The organism is Gimesia sp., assembly GCF_048262075.1.
Lineage (GTDB): Bacteria > Planctomycetota > Planctomycetia > Planctomycetales > Planctomycetaceae > Gimesia.
In genome coordinates this window covers 72,238-97,591 of record NZ_JBLXFK010000019.1, presented here as the reverse complement: position 1 = coordinate 97,591, position 25,354 = coordinate 72,238, and the positions used below count along the sequence as shown (strand labels likewise).

Annotated in this window: 20 protein-coding genes; 16 read left to right on the top strand and 4 right to left on the bottom strand. The window is 51.5% G+C overall.

Annotated features, from left to right (window positions below; genetic code table 11):
- The first annotated feature begins 314 nt into the window (after positions 1 to 314).
- The 6 genes from ACN0YH_RS25545 to ACN0YH_RS25520 all read left to right on the top strand — a co-directional run bounded on the left by ACN0YH_RS25545 (position 315) and on the right by ACN0YH_RS25520 (position 9,107).
- Complete coding sequence (locus tag ACN0YH_RS25545) at positions 315 to 1,592, top strand: acetylxylan esterase (protein WP_417382433.1); 1,278 nt, start codon at positions 315 to 317, stop codon at positions 1,590 to 1,592.
- A 223-nt stretch (positions 1,593 to 1,815) separates the two neighbouring features.
- Entirely contained in the window at positions 1,816 to 4,890 is a 3,075-nt protein-coding gene (locus ACN0YH_RS25540) for a tetratricopeptide repeat protein (RefSeq protein ID WP_417382432.1), read from the top strand.
- 328 nt (positions 4,891 to 5,218) lie between these two features.
- The gene (locus ACN0YH_RS25535; RefSeq protein ID WP_417382431.1) at positions 5,219 to 6,187 is read left to right on the top strand and encodes a MotA/TolQ/ExbB proton channel family protein; all 969 of its coding nucleotides are present in this window, start codon (positions 5,219 to 5,221) and stop codon (positions 6,185 to 6,187) included.
- Positions 6,188 to 6,466: 279 nt separating this feature from the next.
- Positions 6,467 to 7,303, top strand: coding sequence for a phytanoyl-CoA dioxygenase family protein (locus ACN0YH_RS25530; protein WP_417382430.1), 837 nt, complete (start codon positions 6,467 to 6,469; stop codon positions 7,301 to 7,303).
- Between the two features lie 33 nt (positions 7,304 to 7,336).
- Complete coding sequence (locus ACN0YH_RS25525; protein ID WP_417382429.1) at positions 7,337 to 8,023, top strand: MIP/aquaporin family protein; 687 nt, start codon at positions 7,337 to 7,339, stop codon at positions 8,021 to 8,023.
- 52 nt (positions 8,024 to 8,075) lie between these two features.
- Positions 8,076 to 9,107: an SMP-30/gluconolactonase/LRE family protein gene (locus ACN0YH_RS25520; protein WP_417382428.1), complete on the top strand. Its 1,032-nt coding sequence runs from the start codon at positions 8,076 to 8,078 to the stop codon at positions 9,105 to 9,107.
- Positions 9,108 to 9,111: 4 nt separating this feature from the next.
- On the opposite strand, the gene ACN0YH_RS25515 is transcribed toward ACN0YH_RS25520, so the two are convergent.
- Both ACN0YH_RS25515 and ACN0YH_RS25510 read right to left on the bottom strand, forming a co-directional pair.
- Positions 9,112 to 10,773: an ArnT family glycosyltransferase gene (locus ACN0YH_RS25515; RefSeq protein WP_417382427.1), complete on the bottom strand. Its 1,662-nt coding sequence runs from the start codon at positions 10,771 to 10,773 to the stop codon at positions 9,112 to 9,114.
- A gap of 204 nt (positions 10,774 to 10,977) precedes the next feature.
- Positions 10,978 to 11,550 carry a helix-turn-helix domain-containing protein gene (locus tag ACN0YH_RS25510; RefSeq protein WP_044238118.1) on the bottom strand — a complete coding sequence of 191 codons (573 nt, stop codon included), beginning with the start codon at positions 11,548 to 11,550 and terminating at the stop codon, positions 10,978 to 10,980.
- Positions 11,551 to 12,550: 1,000 nt separating this feature from the next.
- Here ACN0YH_RS25510 and ACN0YH_RS25505 point away from each other — a divergent pair.
- Together ACN0YH_RS25505 and ACN0YH_RS25500 are read left to right on the top strand one after the other, a co-directional pair.
- Positions 12,551 to 13,507, top strand: coding sequence for an HAD family hydrolase (locus tag ACN0YH_RS25505; protein WP_417382426.1), 957 nt, complete (start codon positions 12,551 to 12,553; stop codon positions 13,505 to 13,507).
- 182 nt (positions 13,508 to 13,689) lie between these two features.
- Positions 13,690 to 14,199, top strand: coding sequence for a 3-hydroxyacyl-ACP dehydratase FabZ family protein (locus tag ACN0YH_RS25500; RefSeq protein ID WP_417382425.1), 510 nt, complete (start codon positions 13,690 to 13,692; stop codon positions 14,197 to 14,199).
- Between the two features lie 201 nt (positions 14,200 to 14,400).
- Here ACN0YH_RS25500 and pyrE read toward each other — a convergent pair whose 3' ends face one another.
- Positions 14,401 to 14,961, bottom strand: a complete 561-nt coding sequence (pyrE, locus tag ACN0YH_RS25495; protein ID WP_417382424.1) for an orotate phosphoribosyltransferase — start codon at positions 14,959 to 14,961, stop codon at positions 14,401 to 14,403.
- Between the two features lie 229 nt (positions 14,962 to 15,190).
- Entirely contained in the window at positions 15,191 to 16,474 is a 1,284-nt protein-coding gene (locus tag ACN0YH_RS25490; RefSeq protein WP_417382423.1) for a L,D-transpeptidase family protein, read from the bottom strand.
- Between the two features lie 314 nt (positions 16,475 to 16,788).
- Here ACN0YH_RS25490 and ACN0YH_RS25485 point away from each other — a divergent pair, with 314 nt between their 5' ends.
- From ACN0YH_RS25485 to ACN0YH_RS25450, 8 genes are all read left to right on the top strand, one after another.
- A complete protein-coding gene (locus tag ACN0YH_RS25485; protein WP_417382422.1) occupies positions 16,789 to 17,463 on the top strand; it encodes an ABC transporter ATP-binding protein in 675 nt (224 codons plus the stop codon).
- Positions 17,464 to 17,525: 62 nt separating this feature from the next.
- Complete coding sequence (locus ACN0YH_RS25480; protein WP_417382421.1) at positions 17,526 to 18,872, top strand: ABC transporter permease; 1,347 nt, start codon at positions 17,526 to 17,528, stop codon at positions 18,870 to 18,872.
- A 187-nt stretch (positions 18,873 to 19,059) separates the two neighbouring features.
- On the top strand, positions 19,060 to 20,418 hold the full coding sequence (locus ACN0YH_RS25475) for a DUF5690 family protein (RefSeq protein WP_417382420.1): 1,359 nt from the start codon (positions 19,060 to 19,062) through the stop codon (positions 20,416 to 20,418).
- Positions 20,415 to 21,197 carry a phytanoyl-CoA dioxygenase family protein gene (locus tag ACN0YH_RS25470; RefSeq protein WP_417382419.1) on the top strand — a complete coding sequence of 261 codons (783 nt, stop codon included), beginning with the start codon at positions 20,415 to 20,417 and terminating at the stop codon, positions 21,195 to 21,197. The genes ACN0YH_RS25475 and ACN0YH_RS25470 overlap by 4 nt, the downstream gene beginning before the upstream one ends.
- Positions 21,194 to 21,799 (top strand): HD domain-containing protein, encoded by a 606-nt coding sequence (locus tag ACN0YH_RS25465; protein WP_417382418.1) that lies wholly within the window; start codon positions 21,194 to 21,196, stop codon positions 21,797 to 21,799. The genes ACN0YH_RS25470 and ACN0YH_RS25465 overlap by 4 nt, the downstream gene beginning before the upstream one ends.
- 458 nt (positions 21,800 to 22,257) lie before the next feature.
- The gene (locus ACN0YH_RS25460; protein WP_417382417.1) at positions 22,258 to 22,971 is read left to right on the top strand and encodes a DUF4190 domain-containing protein; all 714 of its coding nucleotides are present in this window, start codon (positions 22,258 to 22,260) and stop codon (positions 22,969 to 22,971) included.
- Between the two features lie 121 nt (positions 22,972 to 23,092).
- Positions 23,093 to 24,016, top strand: coding sequence for a hypothetical protein (locus tag ACN0YH_RS25455; RefSeq protein WP_417382416.1), 924 nt, complete (start codon positions 23,093 to 23,095; stop codon positions 24,014 to 24,016).
- 76 nt (positions 24,017 to 24,092) lie between these two features.
- The gene (locus tag ACN0YH_RS25450) at positions 24,093 to 25,283 is read left to right on the top strand and encodes a hypothetical protein (RefSeq protein WP_417382415.1); all 1,191 of its coding nucleotides are present in this window, start codon (positions 24,093 to 24,095) and stop codon (positions 25,281 to 25,283) included.
- The last annotated feature ends 71 nt before the right edge of the window (positions 25,284 to 25,354 follow it).

Genomic DNA, 25,354 nt, shown 5'->3' with positions numbered 1-25,354 from the left:
GATGAAAAATAATCAGACTTGGGATCAGAATCTGATTACCTCTTGACAGATTTTAACACAGTCGCTGACACCTTTTTAACACCCCCTGTTGTCTCACGACAACCTCGAATTGGAACAAAACCGTCAAAATCTTTTCAGTCACATTACAACTTTTTCGTATCTTTCGTGTCTTTCATGGTTCATAAAATTTCGTATCTTTCGCGGTCCAACCACGGTTTCATATTGCCAATCGTGGCGGAAACGGCCACGATGAAGAATAGTCATCACAGATTTCGCAATATCAACCCCACCAGAACATAAAGGTCCGCCTCGCCATGAAACGTCTGCTGTTCCTGCTCAGCCTCGCACTGCTGCTGACTCCCGCTGCACACGCACAACGTCCCAAACCCAATTACGATGAAAGCCAGGTCCCGCAGTTCAAGCTGCCCGATCCACTGGTGACCAGCGCCGGCAAAAAAGTGGACTCGCCTGAACTCTGGCAAAAAGTCCGACGCCCCGAAATCCTGGAACTCTTCGAGACCGAAGTCTACGGCAAAAGTCCTGCACGCCCCGCGAACATGCTGTTCGAAGTGACATCTGTGAAAAACGATGCCCTCGGCGGTAAAGCGATTCGCAAGGAAGTCTCGGTCTACTTCTCCGGCAAAAAAGCAGGGCCGCGGATGGACCTCTTGATCTATCTGCCGGCCAAAGCCACTAAACCGGTGCCCGTCTTTATGGGCCTCAACTTTTACGGCAATCACACTATCACCGATGAAACAGACGTCCAACTCAACGGCAACTGGATGCGATCCAGTAAAGAAAAAGGGATCGTCGATCATAAAGCGACCGAAGACTCGCGGGGCAAATCTTCGTCCCGCTGGCCCATCGAAACCATCATTGATCGCGGCTACGGACTGGTCGCCATCTACTGCGGCGATATTGATCCCGATTACGATGACGGATTTAAAAATGGCGTCCACGCGCTGTTTAATTCCAAACAGAAACCCGCGCCCGATGAATGGGGCACGATTTCCGCCTGGGCCTGGGGCTTGAGCTGTGCACTGGATTACCTCGAAACCGACAAACAGATCGACGCCAGCAAAGTTGCTGTGATCGGACACTCCCGCCTCGGGAAAACGTCCCTCTGGGCCGGCGCACAGGACCCGCGTTTTGCAATTGTGATCTCGAACGACTCGGGTTGTGGCGGTGCCGCTCTCAGCCGTCGTCGCTTCGGTGAAACCCTGCACGTCATTAACAACGCCTTCCCCCACTGGTTCTGTGATAACTTCAACAAATACATCGACAAGGAAAACGATCTCCCCGTCGATCAACACATGCTGATCTCTTTAATCGCACCGCGGCCCGTGTATGTTGCCAGTGCCGAGGATGACCGCTGGGCTGACCCCAAGGGCGAATTCCTCTCCGTGAAATATGCGGAACCAGTCTACAAACTACTGGGGACCTCCGGCTTCGGTGCAAAAGAAATGCCCGCCGTCAATCAACCGGTGCAGAAACAGATGGGCTATCACATTCGCACTGGAAAACATAATGTGACCGACTTCGACTGGGAGCAGTATCTGAATTTCGCTGACCAGCACTTTCAAGGCAGTTGAACGATCCCCTCCCCGAGATACATTCGGGTCAGCAGGTGACTCCAAGCGCCTGCTGGCCTGTCATTTAAGTTGTTTGCTGGACTGCACATCCATTCTCACCAGAGACAGCTTTTCACACCGACCGCCGCAGTTTTGCCGAACGCCGCTTGCCTCTGCCCGAAAACCCACGATAATGGGGGCAAGTGTTCAATTTCTCATTTAAAACAAACTGACGACTATTAATATGATGAATTCTCGTACCCGGAACTCACTCAAAGTACCTCAACGTGCGCCTCTATTCTGCCTGATCCTGCTTCTGCTGCCGCTCCCATTGGCACACGCCGATAAAGCCTCTGATGAATTCCAACTGGCCATCGGCCTGTACAAACAGAATCGCTGGGAACTGGCGACCGATACCTTTCGCAAATACCTGAAGAATTACCCGACGGATGCCAGCGTACCCCTGGCGAAATTTTATCTGGGTCTGACACTCGTCAATCAGCAGAAATATCAGGAAGCCCGGGAAACACTCAGAGCGTTCGTCAAACAACATCCGCAAAACAAAAACCTGCCAGATGCCATGTATCGGATCGCTGAATGCAGTTACCTGCTCGACGATCTGGCAGCAGCAGAAAAAGAGTTCACGGACTTCCTCAAACTCTATCCCAACCATGCGCTGGAAGAATGGGCTTATCCCTATTTTGGTGATGTCCTGCTGCGTCGCGGCAAAGCGGATCTGGCGATCAAAAGTTTTCAGCGATCGCTCGAACGTCATCCCAAAGGAGCGATGGCCGAGGATGCACAATTTGGCCTGGCTTCTTCCTACCTCCGTGATAAACAGTCTGAGGAAGCAGAAAAACGATTCAAAGAAATCGCCGGCCAGAAAAATCACGCACGTGCCAGCGATGCCCAGATGTCACTCGCAACTTCCCTGTTCGACCGGGGACAGTTTCAGTCCGCAGCTGATGCCTTCCTGGAACTCCCGAAAAAATTCCCGGAAAGCCCCCTGGGGAGCACCGCCCGGCTCAATGCGGGTTACGCGTATTATGATCTCAAGGAATATGCGAAAGCCGTCCAGCAATTTGACCTGGTCGCCAAAGATCCGAACCATGCCGCCAACGCTTTGTACTGGAAAGGGGTCAGCCTCAAAGGGGAACAACAGCTGCCCGCTGCCATCTCTGCGTTTGAACTGGCACTCAAATCAAAACCCAGCCCCCAACAGAAAGAGTCCACTACATACCAGTTAGCCGATGCACTGTTACGTTCTGGAAAACCCGCCGAAGCCAAGGCACTGTTCCTGGAACTCGTCAAACAGTTTCCCGAGAGTGATTTGGCTGACGACAGCCTGCATTTCGCGATTGAAGCAGCCCTGCTGACAAACGAGCTGGCAGAAGCCGAACAACTGGCAACCCAATTCGAAAAAACATTTCCCCAGAGTGGATTACGTCTGCACCAGGAACTGCTCAAAGGGCGTATCCTGGACGCCAAAGGCAAACCAGAGGATTTGACGGCAGCGCTGACTCATTTTCAAAACGTGCTGAAAGAATCCAAACTGGAAAACACGCAACTGCTGGCGCGGCTCTACCTGGCGCGCACTTTCCAGAAACTCAAACAGTACGACAAATCCATCGAGGTGCTGGCCCCCTATCTCAAAGACCCCAAAGCCGATAAAACATCCAGCGAATATGCAGACGCGTTAGTACTCCAGAGCAACAACTTTAATTCTATACAGAAATACGCGGAAGCCGAGTCCCTCTCCAAAGAGTACCTGAAGCAGTTCCCCAACGAAGTCCGCTTGAATCAGATCCTGGCGAACCTGATCATCCTCACCGCAAAAAACAACAAGCCGCAGGAAGTCGATCAATATCTGAAACAGCTGCAGGACCGTAAGCCGGAAGGGGATCTGTTGATCCAGACCTATCGTCAGCTGGCGGAACGCAATTATGAAGAGAAACAATGGGCGCGAGCCAAAACGTTTTTTGATGAGATCGTCAAGCTCGGCCCTGATTCTCCCGAGTATCCCGCCGGTCTGTCCGGTTTAGCCTGGAGTGAATTTCAACTCGCCGAATACGAATCCGCGTCGGCCCATTTCCAACAGTTCGTTAAAGAATTTCCGGAAAGCCCGCTCACTGCTGAAGCCGCCTACATGCAGGGTCGCAGCCTGGAAAATAACAAACAACTGCCAGCCGCGGTCGACGTCTATCAGAAAGCATTACAGCAATTCGCCCCATCACGTTATGCCATGCTCTCTGGACTGCAAGCCGCACGCACATTGTTTCAGCTGAAGAAAATCGATGAGGTGAATCAGGCTTATGAGGCACTTCTGCAGAAATTTCCCAAGGTCGACAATCTTGATAAGATTCTGGACGAATGGGCGCTGATCAATTACGAAGCGGAACAGTTTGACAAGTCAGATGAAATCTTCCGCAGACTGGTGAAAGAAACCCCCGATAGTGAACTGGCCGACAATGCCCGACTGAGCCTGGCAGAAAGTAATCTGATCGCCGGAAAACTGGAACCCGCCGCCAAAGCATTCGATGAACTGCAGGGCGACCCCAAATCAGACGAAAAAGTACAACAGGTCTCCCTGTATCGTCTGATCGAAATTAACCTGGAACTCCAGAAATGGGACCTGGTCGACAAATTCTCGAAAGAGTTACTGAAACGCTTCCCTGAAAATGAATATGCGGCCTTTGCCCAGTTCCATGAAGCCGAAGCTGCCTTGTATCTGAATCAGGTGGAAACGGCACAGGCAGCATTATTAAAGCTGACCACCCCCGACAAACTCGAAACACTCGGTCAGGAACCCTGGTATCCCCGCGTCTGGGTCCTGTTGGCGGAAACGTATTTTCGGCAGAAAAAATATAAAGAAGTCACGGATACCGTCGACCGCTTCCGCAGTTGGGATCCCGAAAACCCGTTTCTGTATCAAGCAGAAGAAGTACTGGGCCGAAGCCTGAAGAACCAGGCTAAATTCGCAGAAGCCCGCAAAGTCTTCCAGCACATCATCGATTCAGAAAACAGCCGGCGCACTGCCACGGCTGCCAAATGCCAGTTTCTGCTGGCAGAAACGCTGATGATTCAGGAGAAATTCAAGGAAGCGCTGCTGGCCTACCTGCAGGTGGACATCCAGTATAAGTTCCCCGAATGGCAGGCCCCGGCACTCTATCAGGCCGCCATGTGCCATGAAGCTCTGAACGAATGGCCTCAAGCCCAGAAAACATATCAAGATTATTTGAAGCGTTTTCCAGAGCACGAACTGGTTCCCCAAGCCAAAGAACGACTTAAAGTCGTCGACGCCCGGACCAGTCAGAAATAGTCACAAGACTGCCGTTCAGCTATTCAGAGCCTCTCCTCGACTGAGCCGAATTGCCATTCCAGACTCGACGGGAATCCCTCTCTGACGTAAACTAGACCGCATTCTGAGCACAGACCGCCAGAAATGCTTGGGATTTTATAGGCAACAGGTCTTCTCAATTCGTGGATCCTGTTCCGACATTCACAACAACTATCTGTTGCTCAGACTGTGTCCAGTTTTACTGTAGCGTCTCCAGGGCCGCTTGGCCCGAGTCTATTAGATTGAGAGACGCTATCGTTAAATGTGATGCGCTCTGGTACCAGATACACGAAAATGACACGCAGTACTCATGATCAAATTAAACAGTAACCAGCAATACCCAACAGGTTCCCCTGCCGACATGCTGCCCGGGTTCCCGCACCGATTCCTGGTGAAACTGCTTATCATCTCCGGTCTCTGTCTGCTGCTGACTCCTGTCAGCAGTCCTGCACAGGAACGGCTGCCTAAAGTAGTAGAATCTGTGAACGGAGAACTGGTTGAAGTCAATGATCCCGCTGGTCCGCTCCCGGAAGCCGGCCAGCAAGCCAATCGGGGAAAAAAGATTCCTTTCACTCCCCAGGAAATCATTGAGGAGCTGAAATATTTCATCCTGCCTTTTGTGATTGCTTCGGTTATCTCGATGTGGTTTATTATTGAACGACTGGTGATCCTCAGGTCTGGTCGCGTGATTCCTCGACATTTCGTCACACGATTTTTGAAACTGCTCAAAGACGGCAAACTCAATTCCCGATCCGCGCTGAAACTCTGCGATGAAAACCCCAGCCCAATTGCAACCGTCTTCGCGCACGGCATTCGCAAATGGGGGAAACCGAGTGTGGAAGTGGAACAGGCCATCATCGATGGTGGCGAAAGACAGCTCTCTCAACTGCGAAAACATCTGCGTGTCATCAATGGTGTCGCGACGGTCGCGCCGCTGATGGGACTGCTGGGAACAGTCATCGGTATGATCCTGGCATTCAACGATATCGCCAACAGCAGCGCGATGGGCAAAGCAGAAGAACTCGCCGGCGGCATCGCGCTGGCGCTGTTGACCACCGCACTGGGACTCGGCATCGCCATTCCCTCGCTGATCATGTATATGTACCTGGCCGGTCGCGTCGATGGACTGGTCATGGAAATGGATCAGTCCGCCCAGGACCTGGTACACCTTATCTCCGCAGAAGGGCTCGCCGCCAGCGCCGCCAGCCGCAAATCGGCTTCCTCAGCACCAACGACCAAAACCAAAGCCAAACCGGATAAAACCACCAGCACTTCCTGAATCTGGTAGTCGGTTCGCTTCGCGTTTTCCGGACACAATCCCTGCTTTCATTCAGAACAACCCGTTCTAAGTTGTTCCGGGACCTGTCCCTATTTACAATAGACTGTGTCCCGTTTTAATGTCGCGTCTCCAGGGCCATTTCGACCGAGTATATTAGATTGAGAGACGCTACGGTTAAAGGTGATGTGTTCCAGAACGGAATTCCCCGCCGGGGTTCGGTGTCCTGCATCCAGCTTTTTGGCTGATTCACTCTTATTTCTGAACAGATAGAGATACCTCATGACTGAATCGAAAGAATTCAAGGCTGTCCCGCTTGAAGACGAATTGTCACAGATCGAACGCGACCTGAAATTTTACCCTTCAACAACGACCGATCCCCAGGTACTCACATCCAGCCAGATTGAACAGTTCAACCAGGATGGTTACCTGCGAAACCTGTCTGTCTTCAATGAACAGGAAGTTCAGGAAAATCGGGAGTACTTCGACCGGCTGCTGGAATCGGTGATCGCCGCGGGCGGAAACAGTTACTCCATCAGCACCGCACACATGAAATACGGTAAAGTCTATGACCTGCTGACGCATCCCAAAATCGTCGCTTATGTCAAAGACCTGCTGGGCGAGAATGTCATTGCCTGGGGCTCTCACTTTTTCTGCAAAATGCCTCACGATGGAAAATCGGTGGCCTGGCACCAGGATGCCAGCTACTGGCCACTCTCTCCCTCTAAAGCCGTCACTGTCTGGCTGGCCATTGATGACGCCGACCCGGAAAATGCCAACATGCGCTTCATCGCCGGCAGTCATCACCATGGGCACATGACCTATCGCCCCAGTGGTTCTCATGAAGACAACGTGCTCAACCAGACCATCGAAAATGCAGAGCAGTACGGCACTCCCGTTGATGACACGCTGCAGGCCGGCGAAATTTCGATTCACTCCGATCTGCTGCTGCATGGCTCTGACGCCAATCAGTCGGATCGCAGACGTTGTGGCTTGACCCTGCGTTACTGTGCCGCCGACGTCCGGGCCGGCATGGACTGGAATGCCAAAGGCGTGATCGTCTCCGGCGCCGATCCCTCGGGACACTGGTTAAATCCAGCGCGTCCTGAACACGACTAAACTTTGGCTCTCGCACCCTGGAATCGACAACTGATGCAAAAATATTACGCGGAAATCTTCGGCACCTTTATCCTGCTGTTCTCGGGAGCAGGCGCCATTGTCACCAATCAGGTCTCCCGGGGAACAGTCACGCATGTGGGTATCGCATTGGTCTTTGGACTGGTTGTGACTGCCATCATTTACGCGATTGGGGAAATCTCCGGTGCGCATATAAACCCGGCAGTGACCATTGCCTTCTGGGTCAGTGGTCGCTTTCCCGGAAAACAGGTTTTACCTTACATCGTCTGTCAGGTCATTGGTGCCCTTGCCGCCTGCCTGCTCTTAAAAGTCATCTTCCCGGGTCTCAACAATTATGGCATGACGCGTCCCGCCGGCTCGGATATGCAGTCCCTGATTCTGGAAGGCGTGCTGACGTGGATGCTGATGTTTGTCGTTCTGTGTGTGAGTACCGGCGCCAAAGAGACCGGCATCCTGGCCGGTGTCGCCATTGGAGCCGTCATCGCGCTGGAAGCCATGTTTGCCGGGCCGATCTGCGGCGCCTCCATGAACCCGGCCCGCTCGCTGGCACCGGCGCTGGTCAGTAATAATCTGCAGTCACTGTGGCTGTATCTCGTCGGTCCCACAGCAGGCGCCATCCTGGCGGTCCCGTCACTCTGGCTGGTGCGCAATAATCATAATTCAAAAACGATTGAAACAACGGAAGAACCTGTAAAAGGATAAAACACTCGATAATCGCTCATTTCATCATCAAAACCTCAGAGAGGATCACACCATGATCAACTGGCAACACATTCTAGTATGGGGCATCGCTTTTTCCGGATTCGCAGGCTCGATGGTTTATGCGGCGACACCCGCCCCCTCCGGCGACGCATCCATTGTTTCTCCAGATGCAAAATTAGAAGAACTCTGGGTCGACAAGGGGTTCACCGAAGGCGCCTGCGTCAGCAGGGAGGGCATCATTTACTTTAGCGATATCAACTTCGCCGGTGGAAAAGGCAAGATCATGGCCTTTGATCCCTCAACCGGTAAAACGACCGTCTTCAGTGCAGACAGCGGTCAGAGTAACGGACTGATGATCAACAAAAAAGGCAAGCTGCTCGCTGCCTGTGGTGCCAATAACGGCAAACAATGCCTGGCGCAAATCACTAAAAACGGAAAAGTAAAACCCATTGTCGAAACCTTCGAAGGCAAAAAATTCAATGCCCCGAATGACCTGGTCATTCATCCCAAAGGCTGGGTTTATTTCACCGATCCCCGCTATGTCGGACACGAACCACTCGAACTCGATCACATGAGTGTCTTTCGTTACGACCCCAAAACCAAAACCGTACACCGCGCCACAACCGATATCACAAAGCCGAACGGCGTCGTGGTTTCGCCCGATGGCAAGACACTGTATGTTGCAGAAACCGACAATGGTGCCAGCGGCCTGGAAAAAGATCCTCCCAAAGAACCCAAGCTGCGGATGACGCTCAATGCGTTTCCCATCAAAAAAGATGGTGCCCTGGGCAAGAAAAAAATCCTGGCGGACTTCGGCGATAAAGAGACCGGCATTGATGGCATGACCGTCGACCAGAAAGGCAATATCTACGCCGCCTTTCGCGCTGAAAGCCGGTTTGGCATCGTGGTCTTTTCTCCGGAAGGTAAAGAGCTGGCCTACATCCCGACACCGAGCCTGCCCACGAACTGCACGTTTGGAATCGGTGACGATGCTTCCACGCTCTATATCACCGCGGGCAGTGGCCTGTACCGGATTCCCTGTAAAATCCCCGGGTTCCACCCGGCACTGTCCGTCGATCAATAGTCGTTCAGCGCGCCTCTTTCAGCGAGACCAGTCGGCCCAATGCGACCTGTTGGCGCGTGACTTCTTTGATCACCGTCCACCTGTCTGAACTCTGAGTCTGCAGCAGTTCGGGCAGGTAAGGATTCCGTTGAAAATACATGACGTACTGTGAGACGGGTCGCTCTGGCTCGAAGGGAACCAGTTGAATTCCTTTGCGCTTAATCTCCGGTGTTTCCTGTAACATCTGCAGCCACGCCGGATGCAGAATGGGTGCGATTTGAATAATGCTGTTGTCAGGCACTTCCTGGACGACTTCCCCTAACAGGTCAGCCGACAGCGAATCTCCCCAGTAAGTCGCTTCCATGCCAAGCTGATTCGCCCCGTTTAAACCGCCTAGCAGCAGACTGTAATAACTGAGCCAGCAGGGAGCGTATAGAATCGAACCTGTGAACTGCGAAAGCATCAAAAGTGTGACTGCAGTGATCGCAATCCTCTGACTGAAGCGCCGGGTCAACCAGTCAGTCACAATCGCCGCACCCAACCCGATCAAAATTGCCAGCAGCGGGAAAACCATCAGAAACAGCCTTACGCCATCATAGACAGTAATGCCTGGTAGGGTGAATAAAATCAGAGGCCACAACAGAGACAGCAAGATCAACAGTTCGCCCGTCGGTCGCTGCTGCTCTGTTTTGAAATCACGCCAGAGCTTTGAGACACCGAAACCACTACAGATCAGCAATCCTACAGGAACCGTTGTCAGCAACATGACCCAGGCATAATGCCAGGGCAAATCGCGGTCGGCGTATTTCGTACCAAAGTATTCCACATATAAAGCCGCCCGCCCGGTTGTTCTGCCCAGATATTCACTGAGATGACCCACCGGATCAAACCAGAGCCACGGCCAGCCCAGAAAGAACACCAACACTCCCACGCCGCCCCAGCACATGAGAGGCAGCAGCGCGTTTTGTCGCCATTTCCAGATCGCCCAGAGAATCACGGGAATCGGAATCAGTACCGCTTGAATTTTCGTTAACAGTGCCAGCCCCAGCAGGATGCCAGTCAGGCAGGCTCGCTTCTTAGAGGGCACCTGCTCCCCGTCCCAGAACTGAACAACCGCCAGCACCGCCAACAAATAAAACAGAGCAGTCGGCATCTCGAGAACCGCCAGATGAGCGTGCCCCAACAGACGAGGCAGCGCCAGCAGTGAACCAGCCGCAATCATCGCTCCCGTGTGACCTGCCCGCTGATAAGTGAACCAGCCCACCAGGAAAACCAGGCAGGCAAAACAGACGGCAGACGCATACCTGCCATAAGTCACGACAAACGGGCGACTGTCCTCACCAGCCAGTCCCGCTATCGATTCATGAGCCACACCGATCAGGAACCGTCCCAGGGGGGGGTGATCGGGCAGATAGTTCGGATGTTCAAAGATTTCCCGCAGGCTTTCCGGAGCAAAGATTCCCAGCCCATACACGCGCAGCGCCCGCACAAGAAACACGCCCTGCCCTACATTAAAAGGCTCATCAACGGTCATCCCCGGGCCCGGCCCGGTGATGGAGAGATCCTCTGCGCAATCCAGTTGGGAGGATACCAGCAGCAACGACAGCCCCGACAGCAACAGGTACCAGAGAATGGCAACTGGTCGCTCTTTGGCTGAAATGTCGGCTGGAGTTTTGAGTTGTGTCATACCCGTCATTATGCAGAAAGTCGGCGCGTAAAAAAACCCGACCAAGAGTTTGACCTCTTGGCCGGGTTTAGTCGTTCACGCAAACCAGCAAATCCCTTTGCGATTGTTCTGGTTGTCCAGCGGGTCACTCTCTCGACACCGTCCATAATATCGAGAACTACGCTTCCCTGGCATGCTCACCTTAAGGCATTCCTGCCCGGTCTATTAGGCGATCTGCTTTTTACGTCCAACCAAGGTCCGAATCCGTTCGGCCAGTAGTGCTGCGTCAAATGGTTTCCGGAAAGTTTCGTTAAACAATGTTCTGTCGAAACCGCTGGCGTTGTCTTCATCGCTCAACAGGGCAATCAGAACAGAGTCTGTGTAGTCTTTGTTGCGTCGCAGGTTTTGAGCGATCATCAGAGCTTCATTGCGACCCATGGCGAAATCAACGATCACGCAGTCGGGATGCAGTGATTCAGCCTGGATACCAGCTTCAAAACCACTCACGGCGTATTCAATCTTGAAATCTTCAGTTGCCATCAGATCGTCAAGGCTGGCACGAACCTGGGTGTCAGCACCAACGAGCAATAACTTGCCCATCGCTTCATCTTCCAGTTCGCCTAATGGCATACCGTGTTCTTTAAGAAATCGAATAAGGTGCTCACGTGGGATTCGTCGGTCCTGAGAACCGGGGATCCGGTATCCTCTCAGACGACCGGAGTCGAACCACTTACTAACCGTGCGGGGTGCAACCTTACAGATCTTTGCTACTTGGCCAGTAGTGAAGATCGTTTTCATTGCGGGCTCTCCAATCACATGCTTGGCAAATCTATGCGAAGAAAGGTTACTCTTCTTCTGCTTTAACCCCTACTACTGTTTCGGCTATCCTGGCCAGTCAGTTTCAAGTTGTAACCTGAGTAGTCTTGGGTCGGGGTTTGTTTAAGGAGACAGCATCTCCAGAAACTGTTTCAAAATGCCAATCTTTAATTTTTAAGGAAATTTGGGATCTGGTACGTAATACTTTTTGGGGTCGGACTGAATGACAATCGCAATACCATTCAGATCAGTTCGTCAGACTAGATCCATCTTGTCCTCTCCCCCCTTACAGACAATTGAAGGGACTGAACCCGTCAAACTGATGTTGACTGGTTCGACGTGGTTTTTACGTCTTTCCGGTTTCAACCGTCTGCCCTAATTGCATCGACGAAACTGGAGTGAGGACTTTAAGTTCTTTGACAAGAGAGAGTGCAGTACGGACAGAGACACTCGGATTAGCTGGCAGGGAAGAATCAACTGTGAGGAATATCTGGCCGTAATCCTCTATAATTCAGGCACTTAAATCGCTTGTGAGAAACACTTAAGATATGAACCAAATTTCTGCAGGCACTTGAATTTTTCACACAGGATTCAGGCCTTTTTCCAGCCTGCACCCCGGGAAAGGGCGGATAATCGTTAAGACAACAGGGACCCACCTCAGGTTCAAGCTATTGCACCTGTCATATCTATTACGATGGAAATTCCGGTTTGTGTTGGAAGAATTTCTAAAACTCATAAACGATTGTCTCGGTTTGGAATACTTCTGAAATTGTCTTTTTCGCTTGCCCTGCTGCAGATGTCTCGTCTAAGATCAACACACATTCCCGGACAGACCGACCGGATATTCAATTCATTACGAGTGATGGATCCTGCAGGTCAGCAGATCTTTTTCCATTCCCAGCAATTCAGTAATCTCTGAAAGTCGACTTCTGTTTCTGATAACCGATTCCTGCCAACTCAACCCGGAAATAATGCACTCACTATGGCGCAGTCACTCCAAGAATATGCTGAATGGTTAGCCAGTCGCGATGACCTGATCTGGCCAGTCGCTCCGCAACTGGTTGTTCCCAAAGCCACTCCCTTCTTAAAACCTTTGGACGGAATCAAAGCGGTTACATTCAGCGTGTATGGTACATTGCTCCATATTGCCGACGGGTGCCTGCTGTTCGATCACGGGCAACAACTCCGGATGCAGATTGCCCTCGATAAAACGATTAAAGAGTTTAATATGTGGAACAGCATGTCCCGCAAACCAGGTGCCCCCTGGGAATACATGCTCACACAATATCGCAGCCTGCTGGAAGACCAGCAGATTTCCAGCAGGACTGCCAAAGGAGAAAAGCCGGAAATCAATTCCGTTGAACTTTGGAAACAACTCATCACACGACTGCAAAAGAATGAATACGCGTTCGACGAATCGTTCTATGGAAACCTGGATGACTTCAGTCTGAAAGTCGCCTACTTCTTTCATACTTCGCTGCAGGGCATCCAACCGATGCCCGAAGCTTTAACAACACTTGAAGAGTTAAGTAACCGGGGTAAAAAAATCGCTCTCTTCGCCGATGCACAGCCTTTCACATTGGTTCACCTATTGCGGGGATTAAGCTCACAAGGTAAACTGCCGCCACTTTCCGAGCTCTTCACCCAGGAATGTTTCTGTTTCTCCTATCGCGAAGAAGTCCGCAAACCATCAGCGTCTCTTTATGAGAGGCTGCTCGAACGATTTGAACGGTCGGGAATCGCTCCTGAGCAAATTCTGCACGTAGGAACCCGCATCGAGGACGACCTGGCGATTGCCCGGCACTTCGGTATGAAAACCGTATTATTCGCCGGTGATTCACTCAGTGTGCATGCCAGTAAAGCACAAGTCCGTAATTCAGATACAAAACCTGACAGATTGATCACCAGTTTAGGCCAATTAGCAGAAATCCTCGATTAACATTGTTTCCGATTTTTGGTAGTATCACGGCTTGACCAAAAATGAAAGTGGCCTGTTTCAACTGACAGATGCTCAGGCTTTCACTAAATTCACCTTGTAAAACCATTTCATATAGATAATGGCCCCTGCCAGGGAACAAGGGCCGTTTAAAATATTGATGCCCCTAATGGAGAATAGAGACCATGCCTCCCAAGTTGCTTTATGGTGGAATCGACTTCGATTTTGATAACCCCGTGTTCGGAATCGAAGAGATCAGGGAAATTAACCCTCAGCGATTTGAGATGGAACAGCTTTCCGGAATCGTGCACATCGACCGGGAAAACCATGGTATCGTCGGCTATAAAGATGTCCGCGAAGATGAATTCTGGGTTCGGGGGCATATGCCCGGTTTCCCCTTGATGCCCGGCGTCATCCTCTGTGAATGCTCGGCACAGCTTGCGGGATTCTATGCACGTAAGTACAAACTGCTGGGCGGAGACTTTCTCGGATTCGGCGGAATGAATGATGTCCGCTTCCGCAGTCCCGTCTTCCCCAATCAACGATTAGTCATTATGGCGCAACTCGCACGGATTCGTGCCGGCAAACGCGCCGAGTTCAACTTTCAGGGACTGGTCGGCGACAGCATGGTCTTCAGCGGCCAGATGATTGGTGTGCCGATCGATAAAAACCAGCAAATTCCCGGTAAAGCCTGAACCTGATTGAAATCACCTGATCTCCCCAGGCTCGTTTCAATACGGGCCTGGGAATTCAGCAATTTGAGAGCGCATTAAATGAATTATAGCATCTCTCAATCTAATATACTCGGCCCAAATCGATCTGGAAACGCTACAGTAAAACGGGACACAGCCTAGATCGCATGACCTTTGTCATTGAAGACTTAAGGCAGATTTTCCTTATTCATCTTCTGCCGGGGGTTCGATGCCGAAATCTACAATCGAAAGCAGTGACTCGAACGGAATATTCCGTTTCGCAAAATTCGCAGCCCCTCCCTGCAAACGGTCGACGACGCCTAAAGCTTTGACCACCTGACAGCCAAACTCTTCTGCCCGGTCCACCGACAACAGGGCACTGCCTGCAGTGGTGATCACATCATCCACAATCACGACTTTGTCGCCGGGCTTCACGGGACCTTCAACATATTTGTTCGTGCCATGTCCCTTGGCTTCTTTACGAACCATGAACCCATTCAGGGCTCTCCCCTGCTCAGCAGCAATGGCCAGTACGCCGGCAACAATCGGGTCGGCTCCAATCGACATCCCGCCGATCGCATCGAATTCGGTATCACCCAGTAGTTCCAGCAAGCCAGCTGAGACCAGCCGCAGCCCGTGTGAATGCAGGACCACCTGCTTGCCGTCCAGGTAATACGTACTCTTCTTGCCTGAAACCAGTGTGAAATCACCGAACTTTAAAGCCCGTTCCCGAAACAACTCGATCAGCTTTTCCCGATCATACATGAATGCTCTGTTCCCTAACCTGAATGTGTGACGTTCGCGAATGCAAAATCAGTCGGCGCACGTCCATTGCCTGCGCTCAGATCTGGTTTTGTCACACATATTCTACAGGCTTGAATTCAACATTCAAACGGACCACAGGGCAAGAAAACCCGAATTCGTGTTTATTACATTGCTGCAGGTTACAAATGCATCACGGTTCACTGGTCTGTGTTCTGAAACACCCGGAAAATCAGGGGCGAATCACCACTTGCGATCCAATGCCCAGCAGGTCATAAACTTCCGCGACATGCTCATTCAGCATCCGCACACAGCCTTTCGATTCCGCCTTACCAATGGAAGCCGGGTCAATCGTGCCATGAATACCATAGCTGTCACCGATATCAATCCAACGTTCCCCCAGCGGGTTGGTTGGATCATCGTTGGCAATTACGCCATCGGGACCATAATAGGTCGGATCAACCAGTTTGTCTTTCACGACAAACTTTCCGGTGGGAGTTGAAGAATCTTTCCCGGTTCCGATGGCATATCGGCGAACGAAGTAGCCATGGGCGTGTATAGTTAATGTGAAGTCGCTCAGATCCACAAATGCATGGAAGGGCCCTTTAATGACTTTCAACTTCTGCCCCGGCCTGATTTTCACTGGATCAATCTGATTCAGTTTCGCCAGATATTCCCAGTTGATCTTATAATCTTTCGCGACTTTACGAAGTTGATCACCGGGCTGAATTTCATAAGGCGTCATAAAGTGAGGCTGGGGAGAAAAGTAAATCATCCGCGCCGTCTCTTCAATCCGGGATTTGATCACGGGATAGAGTTCCGGTTGAGCCCAGTAGATTTTGGAAAGGCTTTTATGCGCTTCAAGAATCTTCCGCTGCTGAATCAATTCATCAATGGCAATCAGATCGGGGACTTCCTGCTGCGCCGGGCTGGCGCCAAACTCTTCTTTAAAGCTCGCATGTTCCGTGTTCTTGATCACTGGATTGCTGGCGCGTTTAATTCCTTCCGGCGGTTGCAGTTGTCGAGGAGCACGCGGGTCGACTGCCTGCTGTGCGGACATCGCTGACTGCTCCTGCCGCAGAGGCTGTGCCGCTCCTTTAAACTGCTGAGGTGCATTAAACTGGTGAGGCTCCAATGATTCATTCACCGGCGAATCAACGATGGTTTCCGCTTCGACGATCTGCCCACTCATCGTTCGTTTATAGATCCGTGGGAGTTCAATATCGCGGGTTTTGTAAGCACGCTGATTATCATTTCCTTCCGGTAAAACTTCCGCCGGTGGCTCGGATTGGGCAATGATGGTTTCTTGTGACAGGACCGGCTCAACCTCGTTGGCCTGCGGTTCTGTTTGAGTAGCAGCCTGATGGTCCTCTTCATGCAGGGCTCCCGTGGGGGCACTGCTTACCTGAAAGGGTAACAGGTCATACATCCAGGCGGCGGTTCCCAGAACCCCCAGTCCGGCAATCATGATGAAACGAAAGGGAGTAATCAATCGGCCCCGGTTACGACTTCGCATCTTGTCTTCTTCCTTGATTCACAATCCATCCGTGTAGTGGTTTTAATCAGAGAGGCGGAACTATAGCAAATCCAGCAGATTAGGCCTACGGCGATCTTATGAGGCTCGACTTGATTTTCCAGAGACGTAAGTCATATCTTAATAATTATTTAAGATAGAATCACCACCCCCCTCTGATCGGCGGGAATTGCAAACTTTTGACAAAACAACCCTAGTCAACAACACGCTTATTGCATAACATTTGCAAAAACAAACATGATTTCCCGCGGCTTGGCAAAACAGGCCGCCTTCTCAGCCCACCAATCGAGGTCAGTATGTCTCTGCTGCTGGAAAATGTGAAAAAGAGTTATCGCGAACCCGATGGCTCCACGCTCCCGATTCTGGATATTGAACGCTTTGAAATCAAAGACCAGGAACAGGTCGTCCTGATCGGCGAGAGTGGCTCCGGTAAATCGACCCTGCTGAATGTCATCTCGGGGATCACGTCTGTCGACAGCGGAAAAATCACCATCGCTGGCACTGAGATCGCCTCGATGGCCGAAGTCGTTCGCGATCGCTTTCGGGCCGAACGCATCGGCTTCGTCTTTCAGACCTTCAATCTGCTACCCGCATTTTCCGCTTTGGAAAATGTGCTGCTGGGCATGAGCTTTTCCCGAAAAAAACCGAGTCGTGACCGTGCCAGGGAACTGCTGGCCCTCGTCGGCCTGGAGCACCGCCTGCATCATCACCCCAAACAGATGTCGGTGGGAGAACAGCAGCGTGTTGCCGTGGCCCGCGCCCTGGCCAATCAACCCCGACTGCTGCTCGCGGATGAACCCACGGCGAACGTCGATCTCGCCAACCAGCAGACGATCTTAGAACTGCTCCGCGACGCCTGCAGTCAAAATCAAATCGCCATGCTGCTGGTCACTCACTCTCAGGAAGTCGCCAGGCAATTTGAGCGAGTGGAAACGCTGACAGAATTCAACAAGGTGCATGCCCGCGTCTGACGCCAGTGGTATGTTGATGGAATCATTCATAATCCTTCTTTTGCGAACAAAGTAATCTCTCTATGAATACTCTGACCATTGCCTGGAAAAGTATCCGACAACGCCGCGTCGCTTCTCTACTGACAGCATTGAGCGTTGCCCTGGGTGTCACGCTGATGATCTCTGTCCTGGTCATCAACGGCGTCATTGATCGCATGTTTAATCAGACCGCCAGTGGTTACGACCTGATTGTCGGCCCCAAGGGTAGCGCACTGCAACTCGTGCTGAATACGGTTTTCCGGGTAGGAGCCCCGATTGAAAACCTCCCCTATCGCTACTACACCGAATTGAAAAACGATTCGCGCATCAAAGAGGCCATTCCTTTTGCCATTGGTGATGTGACCCAGAAAGGGGGCTTCCCGATTGTCGGCACCATCCCCCGCTACTTCGCACTGGAATACATTCCCGGTCGACATTTCCGCATCAACAAAGAGGGAAAGTTTCTGCCGGGCACCTGGGATTCGGTCATCGGCTCTGCCGTGGCCAAACAGAATAACTGGAAGATGGGTGATGAGTTCAGCCTGATTCATGGCTCCGCGGAAAGTGGCCACGTTCACGATGAAAAATTTAAAATTGTCGGCATCCTGGCACCCACGGGAACTCCCAATGATCGAACCGTCTTCGTCAATCTGCGCGGCTTTTACCAGGTCTCCGGTCATGAAAAACCCCTGGAAGAAGCCATCCGCCGCGAAGCCGCCTTCTTCGGAGAAAAAGTCGATGAAGAAAAACTGAAAGCGCAGCTGAAAGAAAGCGCAGAACACGATCACCATGATCACAGCGGCCACAATCATGGGCATGAAGTTCCTAACGCCCAGAAGGAAGTCACCGCGGTTCTCGTACAAATGAAAGGGGATCGCCTGCGCGGGTTTTCCTCCATCAAATTTCAATCGGAACTGAAAGAAGGGAATCAGGCACAGGCCGTCAACCCGATTCAGCAGATCAGTTGGCTGATGACGAATATCGTGGGCAATGTAAGGACCATGCTCATCGTGTTGACTTCTCTGATCATCGTCGTTTCCGGAGTCGGCATTTTTGTGAGTATTTACAACTCGATGTCCGACCGTAAAAGAGAAATTGCCATCATGCGCGCCCTGGGAGCAGGCCGCACGATGGTCTTCGGCATTATCCTTTCAGAGTCCGTCCTGCTCTGTCTGGGCGGCGGGATCCTGGGGATCATCCTCGGCCACGGCCTGGTCTTTATCGCCGCTCCGATTATTGAAGCCCGCAGCGGCCTGCTGATTAACCCGTTCACCTTCAGTTCTACCGAACTGATCCTTTTGCCAATTCTCGTCGTCCTGGCATCCCTCGTCGGATTCATCCCCGCCATGACCGCCTACCGCACCGATGTCGCGAGTACCTTAAGCGACTGACGGAGATTTCTAACTGGAAATCATCACTCAGCTATGCTTCGAGAGACTGTTATGAACGCCCTGCCTCCAATGCAGGGCGTTCTTCATCCATAATTCACACCCACATCACTCGCACTTCATGCTGTGACTTTAGACTACCTGTCATTACAAACACCTGGAATGACAGCCTCTTCAGTACTGACGCCGCATGCGATTTCAATCGGAGTACATCTCGACGCGTCTGGAACAGAGTAATCGAGGTGTCTTGACCGCCTGGTCTGTGGTCGCAGCGTTTACCACTTACTTCTGTATGTATGCATTTCGCAAGCCTTTCACCGTCGCGCAGTATGAAGACCTGGTGTTCTGGGGAGTCGGCTATAAAGTCATTCTGCTGTTTGCCCAGGTCAGCGGTTATGCCCTGTCAAAACTGATCGGCATCAAAGTCATCTCCGAAATGACGCCACACCGTCGGGCTGCCATGATTCTGTCTTTGATTGCGATTGCCCACCTGGCGCTGCTGCCTTATGCAATTGCCCCGTACTGGTTGAAGCCGGTGTTTCTCTTTTGTAACGGCTTACCGCTGGGCATGGTGTTTGGCTGCGTCTTTGCTTTCCTTGAGGGGCGACGTGTCACGGAAGCGATGGCCGCCGGATTGTGTGCCAGTTTCATCATGGCTTCCGGAACGGTCAAATCCGCGGGTGCCATTCTAATGCAGTCGTATGGCGTCTCCGAATTCTGGATGCCCTTTCTTACTGGCGCCCTGTTCTGGCTCCCGCTCTTAGTGGGAGTCTGGATGCTGGAGCAAATTCCCCCGCCCAGCGAACTGGATGTGACCGCCCGTTCTAAACGCTCCCCCTTTAACGGCCATGAGCGGAGACAGTTTTACTCCCGTAATGCGCTGGGATTAACGGTATTGATACTACTAATGGTCTTACTCACCATCTTTCGCAGTGTGCGCGATGACTACGCTGCGGAAATCTGGTCCGGATTCGGCGTGGATAAACCGCAAATTTTTGCCCAGTCAGAAATGCTGGTCGCGATCGCTGTCATTGCCTTGAGCGCAGTCGTCGTCTTCATCGGCGCTAACTATCGCGCCTTTCTGACAGGCATGATCATGGTCGGTCTCGGCTTCGGGTGTGCCCTGGTGACAACGCTCTCTTACTGGGGAACCACCGCCTGGACAGAAGCCGCCGCGTTCCAGTTCATGGTGCTGATCGGCATCAGTCTGTATGTGCCTTATGTCCTGTTCCACACCACCATCTATGAACGGGTCATCGCCATGATCCGTGACAAAAGCAACGTAGGATACCTGCTCTATCTTGGAGATTTTGCAGGTTACATCAGCACGGTGATCCTGATGGTCATCGTTAATCTTATCTTTCAGAAGAATCTGGATTTCGTAGCCCTCCTGTTCTGGCTGGCGCTGATTATTTCGCCCGTCTCCATCGCAGGGACATTGGTCGTCGTCTGGTATTTTCGCCAGAAACAGACGGTCAGTGAAGCAGAGCAATTGCGCGAACTGGAAACCGAAACCAGCCTGGCCCCCAATACAGGTGTCGTATCATGAACACAACTCTGACTGCCTCTCAACTCGACCGCTGGAATCAAACCGGCTATGTAAAGCTACCCGGATTTCTGTCCGCGTCAGAAACGGAAAATCTGCGCGAGTGGGTAGAAGAAATCAGCTCCTGGCCTGCCGACGATGAAAAGTGGATGCACCACTTCGAACAGACACCATTCGGCGTCAGACCCGCACGCACGGAATACATCCTGGCTTTTCACGCGGGCATCCGTCAACTGCTCACACAGGGAAAAATTCCCGACTGTGCCGGCGCGTTAATGGGGGAACCGGCAATCCTGTATAAGGAAAAAATTAACTACAAATATCCAGGTGGCGGCGGCTATGCAGCGCATCAGGATGCCCCCGCGTATGAATTCATCCGAAATCACATTACCTGCTCCATCGCCATTGATGCCGCGACTCCCGAAAACGGCTGTCTCTTTTTTGCCCCCGAACTGCATCAACGCGGACTATTACATCTGAATAAAAATGGCTGCATCGACAGTGAATACGCCGACACTCTGGACTGGGAACCGGTTCCCATGCAACCGGGGGACGCACTCTTTTTCAGTTCGTATGCACCTCACAAAAGTCCCCTCAACGAAACGCAGCAACCGCGTCGAACGTTGTATCTCACTTACAACGCCCGCGCAGAAGGTGATCTGCGAGAGGACTACTACGCAGACAAACGACGTTCGTTCGCCCAGGCTGATACGACTGCAGGCGAGAAACTGAAAATCAGTAAGATTGGTCATTTTGATGGAAAGCCAGCGCAGCAAACATGAATGAAAAAATAGAACTCTCACTCTGTGACGTCTTATCACTCACAAAAACACCCCGTGAAAGAGTGACCTCACTCTTCGAATTGATGCAGGATCACGGGCAGAGCTTCTACGACGAAGCGGTCACCCAACTGGAACACGCACTCCAGGCAGCCCATCTCGCAAAAAAAAGCCATGCAACCATGGAACAGATTACCGCGGCCCTGCTGCATGACATCGGCCATTTCCTGATGGACGAACACGATGAGCAAAATCACTTCCTCGCTGAAGACTGGCAGCATGAAACTGTCGGTGAACAGCAACTGGCCCCGTTCTTTGGCAAAGCGGTCACGGAACCCATTTTTCTGCATGTCCCGGCCAAACGCTATCTCTGCACAGTCAACGCAGACTATTTCAATGGTCTCTCCCGCGCCTCTCAGCGGAGTTTTGAGCTCCAGGGAGGCCTGATGACAGAAACCGAAGTTGCAGAATTCGAACAGAACCCGTTTCACCACACCGCCGTCTTACTCAGACGCTGGGACGATGGTGCCAAGGTCAAAGGGCTGAAAGTACCAGGATTGCAGGAATATCAGAAGGAAGTCGAAAGCTGTCTGGAACATTCCTGACAGATGTTCCCTCCAGGAAGATTCTGATTTCGAGTTCCGAATCGCCCCCAAAGAGAGGACCGGCAAAATATTTCATAAACTATTATGATTATGAGCCTTATGACACAGACCATTTCAGAACAATTGCTGAGATTCTTAAGTTTGATAAAAATTCAACAAAAAACAGCCTGATTACGTATATACTGAAGGAAATCGCTACGTACTCATTATCAGTACCAGACCCAAATCAGGGAATGATCTCAAAAAAGCAGCACACAGGCGAGCTACCATTCGTCAGACTGCGTGATTTCTCTGGTTTTCTCTGCGATTTCAGGGGTGCTCTCGCTTCGGGTGCATGATATGATAGAGAGAGTAGTGATTTCACTCCCTGCCAATACTGGTTCGGCTGTGATCGTTGCTGTTTTTGTTGACTTATTTCTTTATCTGATTTCTGCTGACTTTTTGAAAGGCCTTGCAAGATGTCGCAAGTTCTTGATGGCTCCAATCAATCGCTGCAAAATCCTGCTGACATTCAGGATGAATTTTCGTACAAACCCGTTCCCCCGACCGCTGTCGTAGGATTGGCCCTCGGCCTGTTTTCCTTCATTGCCCTGTTTGGCATTATTGGTCTGGGTATTGCCGTCGTTGGGATTGTTGTTTCCCTGATCAGCCTCTGGAGCATTAAACGCTCGGCTGGTGAATTGGGAGGCAAGACGGTGGCGACTACGGGAGTGGTACTCTCGACATTCTTTCTGATCAGTGGCGTCTCCTATCAGTCTTTTGTCTATGCCAATGAAGTTCCGGAAGGCTACCACCGCCTGAACTTCAGCAATGATATCTCTGCTAAAGGCTTTGTCACCAAAGATGGCGTTCAGGGGGTGAACCCCGAAGTGCTCAAACTGGATAAACAGAATATCTTCCTCAAAGGCTACATGTATCCCACCGGTAGTACCAAAGATCTCAAGAGCTTCATCCTGGTCAAAGATAACGGCCAATGCTGCTTCGGCGGACAGCCTGACGTCAAAGATATGATCCTCGTTGAAATGCAGGGGGACAAACGGGCTGATTTTTATGCCGGCCTGGTCTCTGTCGCAGGCGAGTTCCTGGCAGAAGCCCCCACCACAGCAGGTGAACTGCGCCCCGTATACCAAATAAAGGGAACCCACTTCGAACAGGCTCGAACTGCCTATTGAGTGTGAGTTCAGCTTCGATTCTGAAACCCGGAAAAGAATAACCAAGTTAGCGTCCACTGTTTATCTGAATGGCTCAGGTTGATCTCCAGTCTGAGCCATTATCAACTTTGTCAGGAAGTTGGTGCAACCACCCGATCATCAGGAGATTGATCACGTGCAGGCCCACCTGAATCCTACCCAACCGCTTAAATTCATGTTCCTGCTTTTTATTCTGGGCAGTCTGTCTGTCGTTGTCAGTGGGTGTTCCTCATCATCTGACTCAACCGATTACCGGCAGTTCAGCGAAAAGATTGATCAGGACCGACCCCAGACTGATACCGGATCAACCAAGTCAGTAGCTGAGACTACGCCTGCTCAAAAGCCTGTCGAACCAGAAGTCCAGGTAGCGACTTCCGCTTCCGCTACTGTAAAACCACAGGTATCTGAACCACACCCCGAACAGCCGGCAACCGTTCCCGCCACACCGGATGTTGCCCCTCAGAAGTCAGGCGAAACACTGCCTACCGATACATCCTTACCCGTCGTCGCGCAGAGACCCGATCCCAAAATGCGGGCCCTGACAGTGGAGGAAGTCGCGCAGGAAAAGACTGCCAGCGAACCACGCGAAGTCAAAATCCTGGTCAAAGAACGCTCCTTCCGCAGGACCTCTCCCGAAAATGCGCTGCTCGTCAATTACGACGATCTCGATTTACTGAAAGTCATGAACATGGAACCGGTCACGCCCCAGGCCCCGGATCTCATGCCCGAATGGCTGAAAAACCTGGATGGAAAACGCATTCGCATTCGCGGGTTTATGTATCCCCCCTTTCAGCAGTCAGGCAATGAATATTTTCTGCTCGCGCGGGATAACCAGATCTGCTGTTTCGGCAAGAACCCGAAAATATATGATCTGTTTCCGGTAATTATGCGAGAAGGAGTCACTGCCGACTATATCCTCAATCGTCCCTTTGATGTCGTCGGGGTATTTCATATCAACGCGGAAAGCTTTGATGGAGAACTCGAACGTATCTACACGATTGACGATGCTATTGTCATTGATAAATAATGAAGAATCACACGACAAATAACGAATCCGATTCGTTTCACCAATAACTGTTTTCTACCGCCACGAGGTTCGGCACATGACTGGTCTGACAAAGTATTTTAATAATCGCGTTTTCCTGGCACTCATTTGTGGCCTGATCGTATTCGCACAAACACCGGCCCTCACCGCCTGCCCCTTCTGCTCTGCTCCGTCACTCACATTGACAGAACAGCTTTCGCAGTCCGATGTAGCCGTTCTGGCACAATGGACCGAAGCAGAAAAAGGAACACTGGAAAAAGCGGGCAAAACCGTATTCGAAGTCAAAGAGATCGTGCGGCAGTCAGACAAGGACAAACTCAAGGCCGGAGACCAGATCACCATCAACCGTCATCGTCCCGGTAAAAAAGGCAATCTGTTTCTGCTGTTGGGAACCAAAGGAGCCGAAGTTGACTGGGGCGACCCGATCGAAGTCACCGAAACCAGCTTCCATTACATTTCACAGGCACCCGCTCCCGAAGAGAAAACATCCAAGCGACTCAAATACTTCCTGAAGTTTCTCGAATACCCCGACCAGATGATCTCCAACGACGCCTATGCGGAATTCGCAAATGCACCTTATGAAGAGATCACCCCCCTCTCCAAGGAAATGCCCCGCGAAAAAATCCGTCAGTGGCTCATTGATCCGGACACACCAGTCACACGCATCGGACTGTACGGTCTGTTGCTCGGGCTCTGTGGCACCGGGGAAGATGTCTCTTTCATGGAAAAGAAAATTAATGAGCCCACCAAAGAATTTCGGCTGGGCATCGATGGCGTCATTTCCGGATATCTGCTGCTGACCGGATCGGACGGACTGGATAAGATTGATGAAACCAAATTCGTTCCAAAGGATGTCGCATTCAGCGAAACTTACGCCGCCATGCAGGCCCTGCGGTTCATGTGGACTTACGGCGATGGTCGCATCGATAAAGAACGCCTGCGGAAATCCATGCGACTGCTGCTCGATCGCCCTGAACTCACCGATCTGGTCGTCGCCGACCTCGCCCGCTGGGATGACTGGTCCGTTATTGACCGTCTGATGGGCATGTATGGCACAGGGGACTATGACATCCCTTCGATCAAACGGGCCATCGTGCGTTACCTGCTCGTCGCGTCCAAAGGCAAGAATAAAAAGGGGGTTGGCCCCGATGCAGCCACCGCCGAAAAAGCAAAGAAACTGCTCGACAAACTACGCCAGGAAGATCCTAAAACTGTCAAGAGCGCAGAACGATTCTTCTTCCTCAAGTAAGAAGCGAGATAGTTTTGATCGCGCGATGACAGCTGAAAGTTGTTGACAACCTCTATTGACCGAAGGACCGG

Bases quoted from the DNA above. Each gene is read 5' to 3' on its own strand.
- ACN0YH_RS25545 (WP_417382433.1), top strand. From the start codon at position 315: ATGAAACGTCTGCTGTTCCTGCTCAGCCTCGCACTGCTGCTGACTCCC.
- ACN0YH_RS25540 (WP_417382432.1), top strand. From the start codon at position 1,816: ATGATGAATTCTCGTACCCGGAACTCACTCAAAGTACCTCAACGTGCG.
- ACN0YH_RS25535 (WP_417382431.1), top strand. From the start codon at position 5,219: ATGATCAAATTAAACAGTAACCAGCAATACCCAACAGGTTCCCCTGCC.
- ACN0YH_RS25530 (WP_417382430.1), top strand. From the start codon at position 6,467: ATGACTGAATCGAAAGAATTCAAGGCTGTCCCGCTTGAAGACGAATTG.
- ACN0YH_RS25525 (WP_417382429.1), top strand. From the start codon at position 7,337: ATGCAAAAATATTACGCGGAAATCTTCGGCACCTTTATCCTGCTGTTC.
- ACN0YH_RS25520 (WP_417382428.1), top strand. From the start codon at position 8,076: ATGATCAACTGGCAACACATTCTAGTATGGGGCATCGCTTTTTCCGGA.
- ACN0YH_RS25515 (WP_417382427.1), bottom strand. From the start codon at position 10,773: ATGACACAACTCAAAACTCCAGCCGACATTTCAGCCAAAGAGCGACCA.
- ACN0YH_RS25510 (WP_044238118.1), bottom strand. From the start codon at position 11,550: ATGAAAACGATCTTCACTACTGGCCAAGTAGCAAAGATCTGTAAGGTT.
- ACN0YH_RS25505 (WP_417382426.1), top strand. From the start codon at position 12,551: ATGGCGCAGTCACTCCAAGAATATGCTGAATGGTTAGCCAGTCGCGAT.
- ACN0YH_RS25500 (WP_417382425.1), top strand. From the start codon at position 13,690: ATGCCTCCCAAGTTGCTTTATGGTGGAATCGACTTCGATTTTGATAAC.
- pyrE (WP_417382424.1), bottom strand. From the start codon at position 14,961: ATGTATGATCGGGAAAAGCTGATCGAGTTGTTTCGGGAACGGGCTTTA.
- ACN0YH_RS25490 (WP_417382423.1), bottom strand. From the start codon at position 16,474: ATGCGAAGTCGTAACCGGGGCCGATTGATTACTCCCTTTCGTTTCATC.
- ACN0YH_RS25485 (WP_417382422.1), top strand. From the start codon at position 16,789: ATGTCTCTGCTGCTGGAAAATGTGAAAAAGAGTTATCGCGAACCCGAT.
- ACN0YH_RS25480 (WP_417382421.1), top strand. From the start codon at position 17,526: ATGAATACTCTGACCATTGCCTGGAAAAGTATCCGACAACGCCGCGTC.
- ACN0YH_RS25475 (WP_417382420.1), top strand. From the start codon at position 19,060: ATGCGATTTCAATCGGAGTACATCTCGACGCGTCTGGAACAGAGTAAT.
- ACN0YH_RS25470 (WP_417382419.1), top strand. From the start codon at position 20,415: ATGAACACAACTCTGACTGCCTCTCAACTCGACCGCTGGAATCAAACC.
- ACN0YH_RS25465 (WP_417382418.1), top strand. From the start codon at position 21,194: ATGAATGAAAAAATAGAACTCTCACTCTGTGACGTCTTATCACTCACA.
- ACN0YH_RS25460 (WP_417382417.1), top strand. From the start codon at position 22,258: ATGTCGCAAGTTCTTGATGGCTCCAATCAATCGCTGCAAAATCCTGCT.
- ACN0YH_RS25450 (WP_417382415.1), top strand. From the start codon at position 24,093: ATGACTGGTCTGACAAAGTATTTTAATAATCGCGTTTTCCTGGCACTC.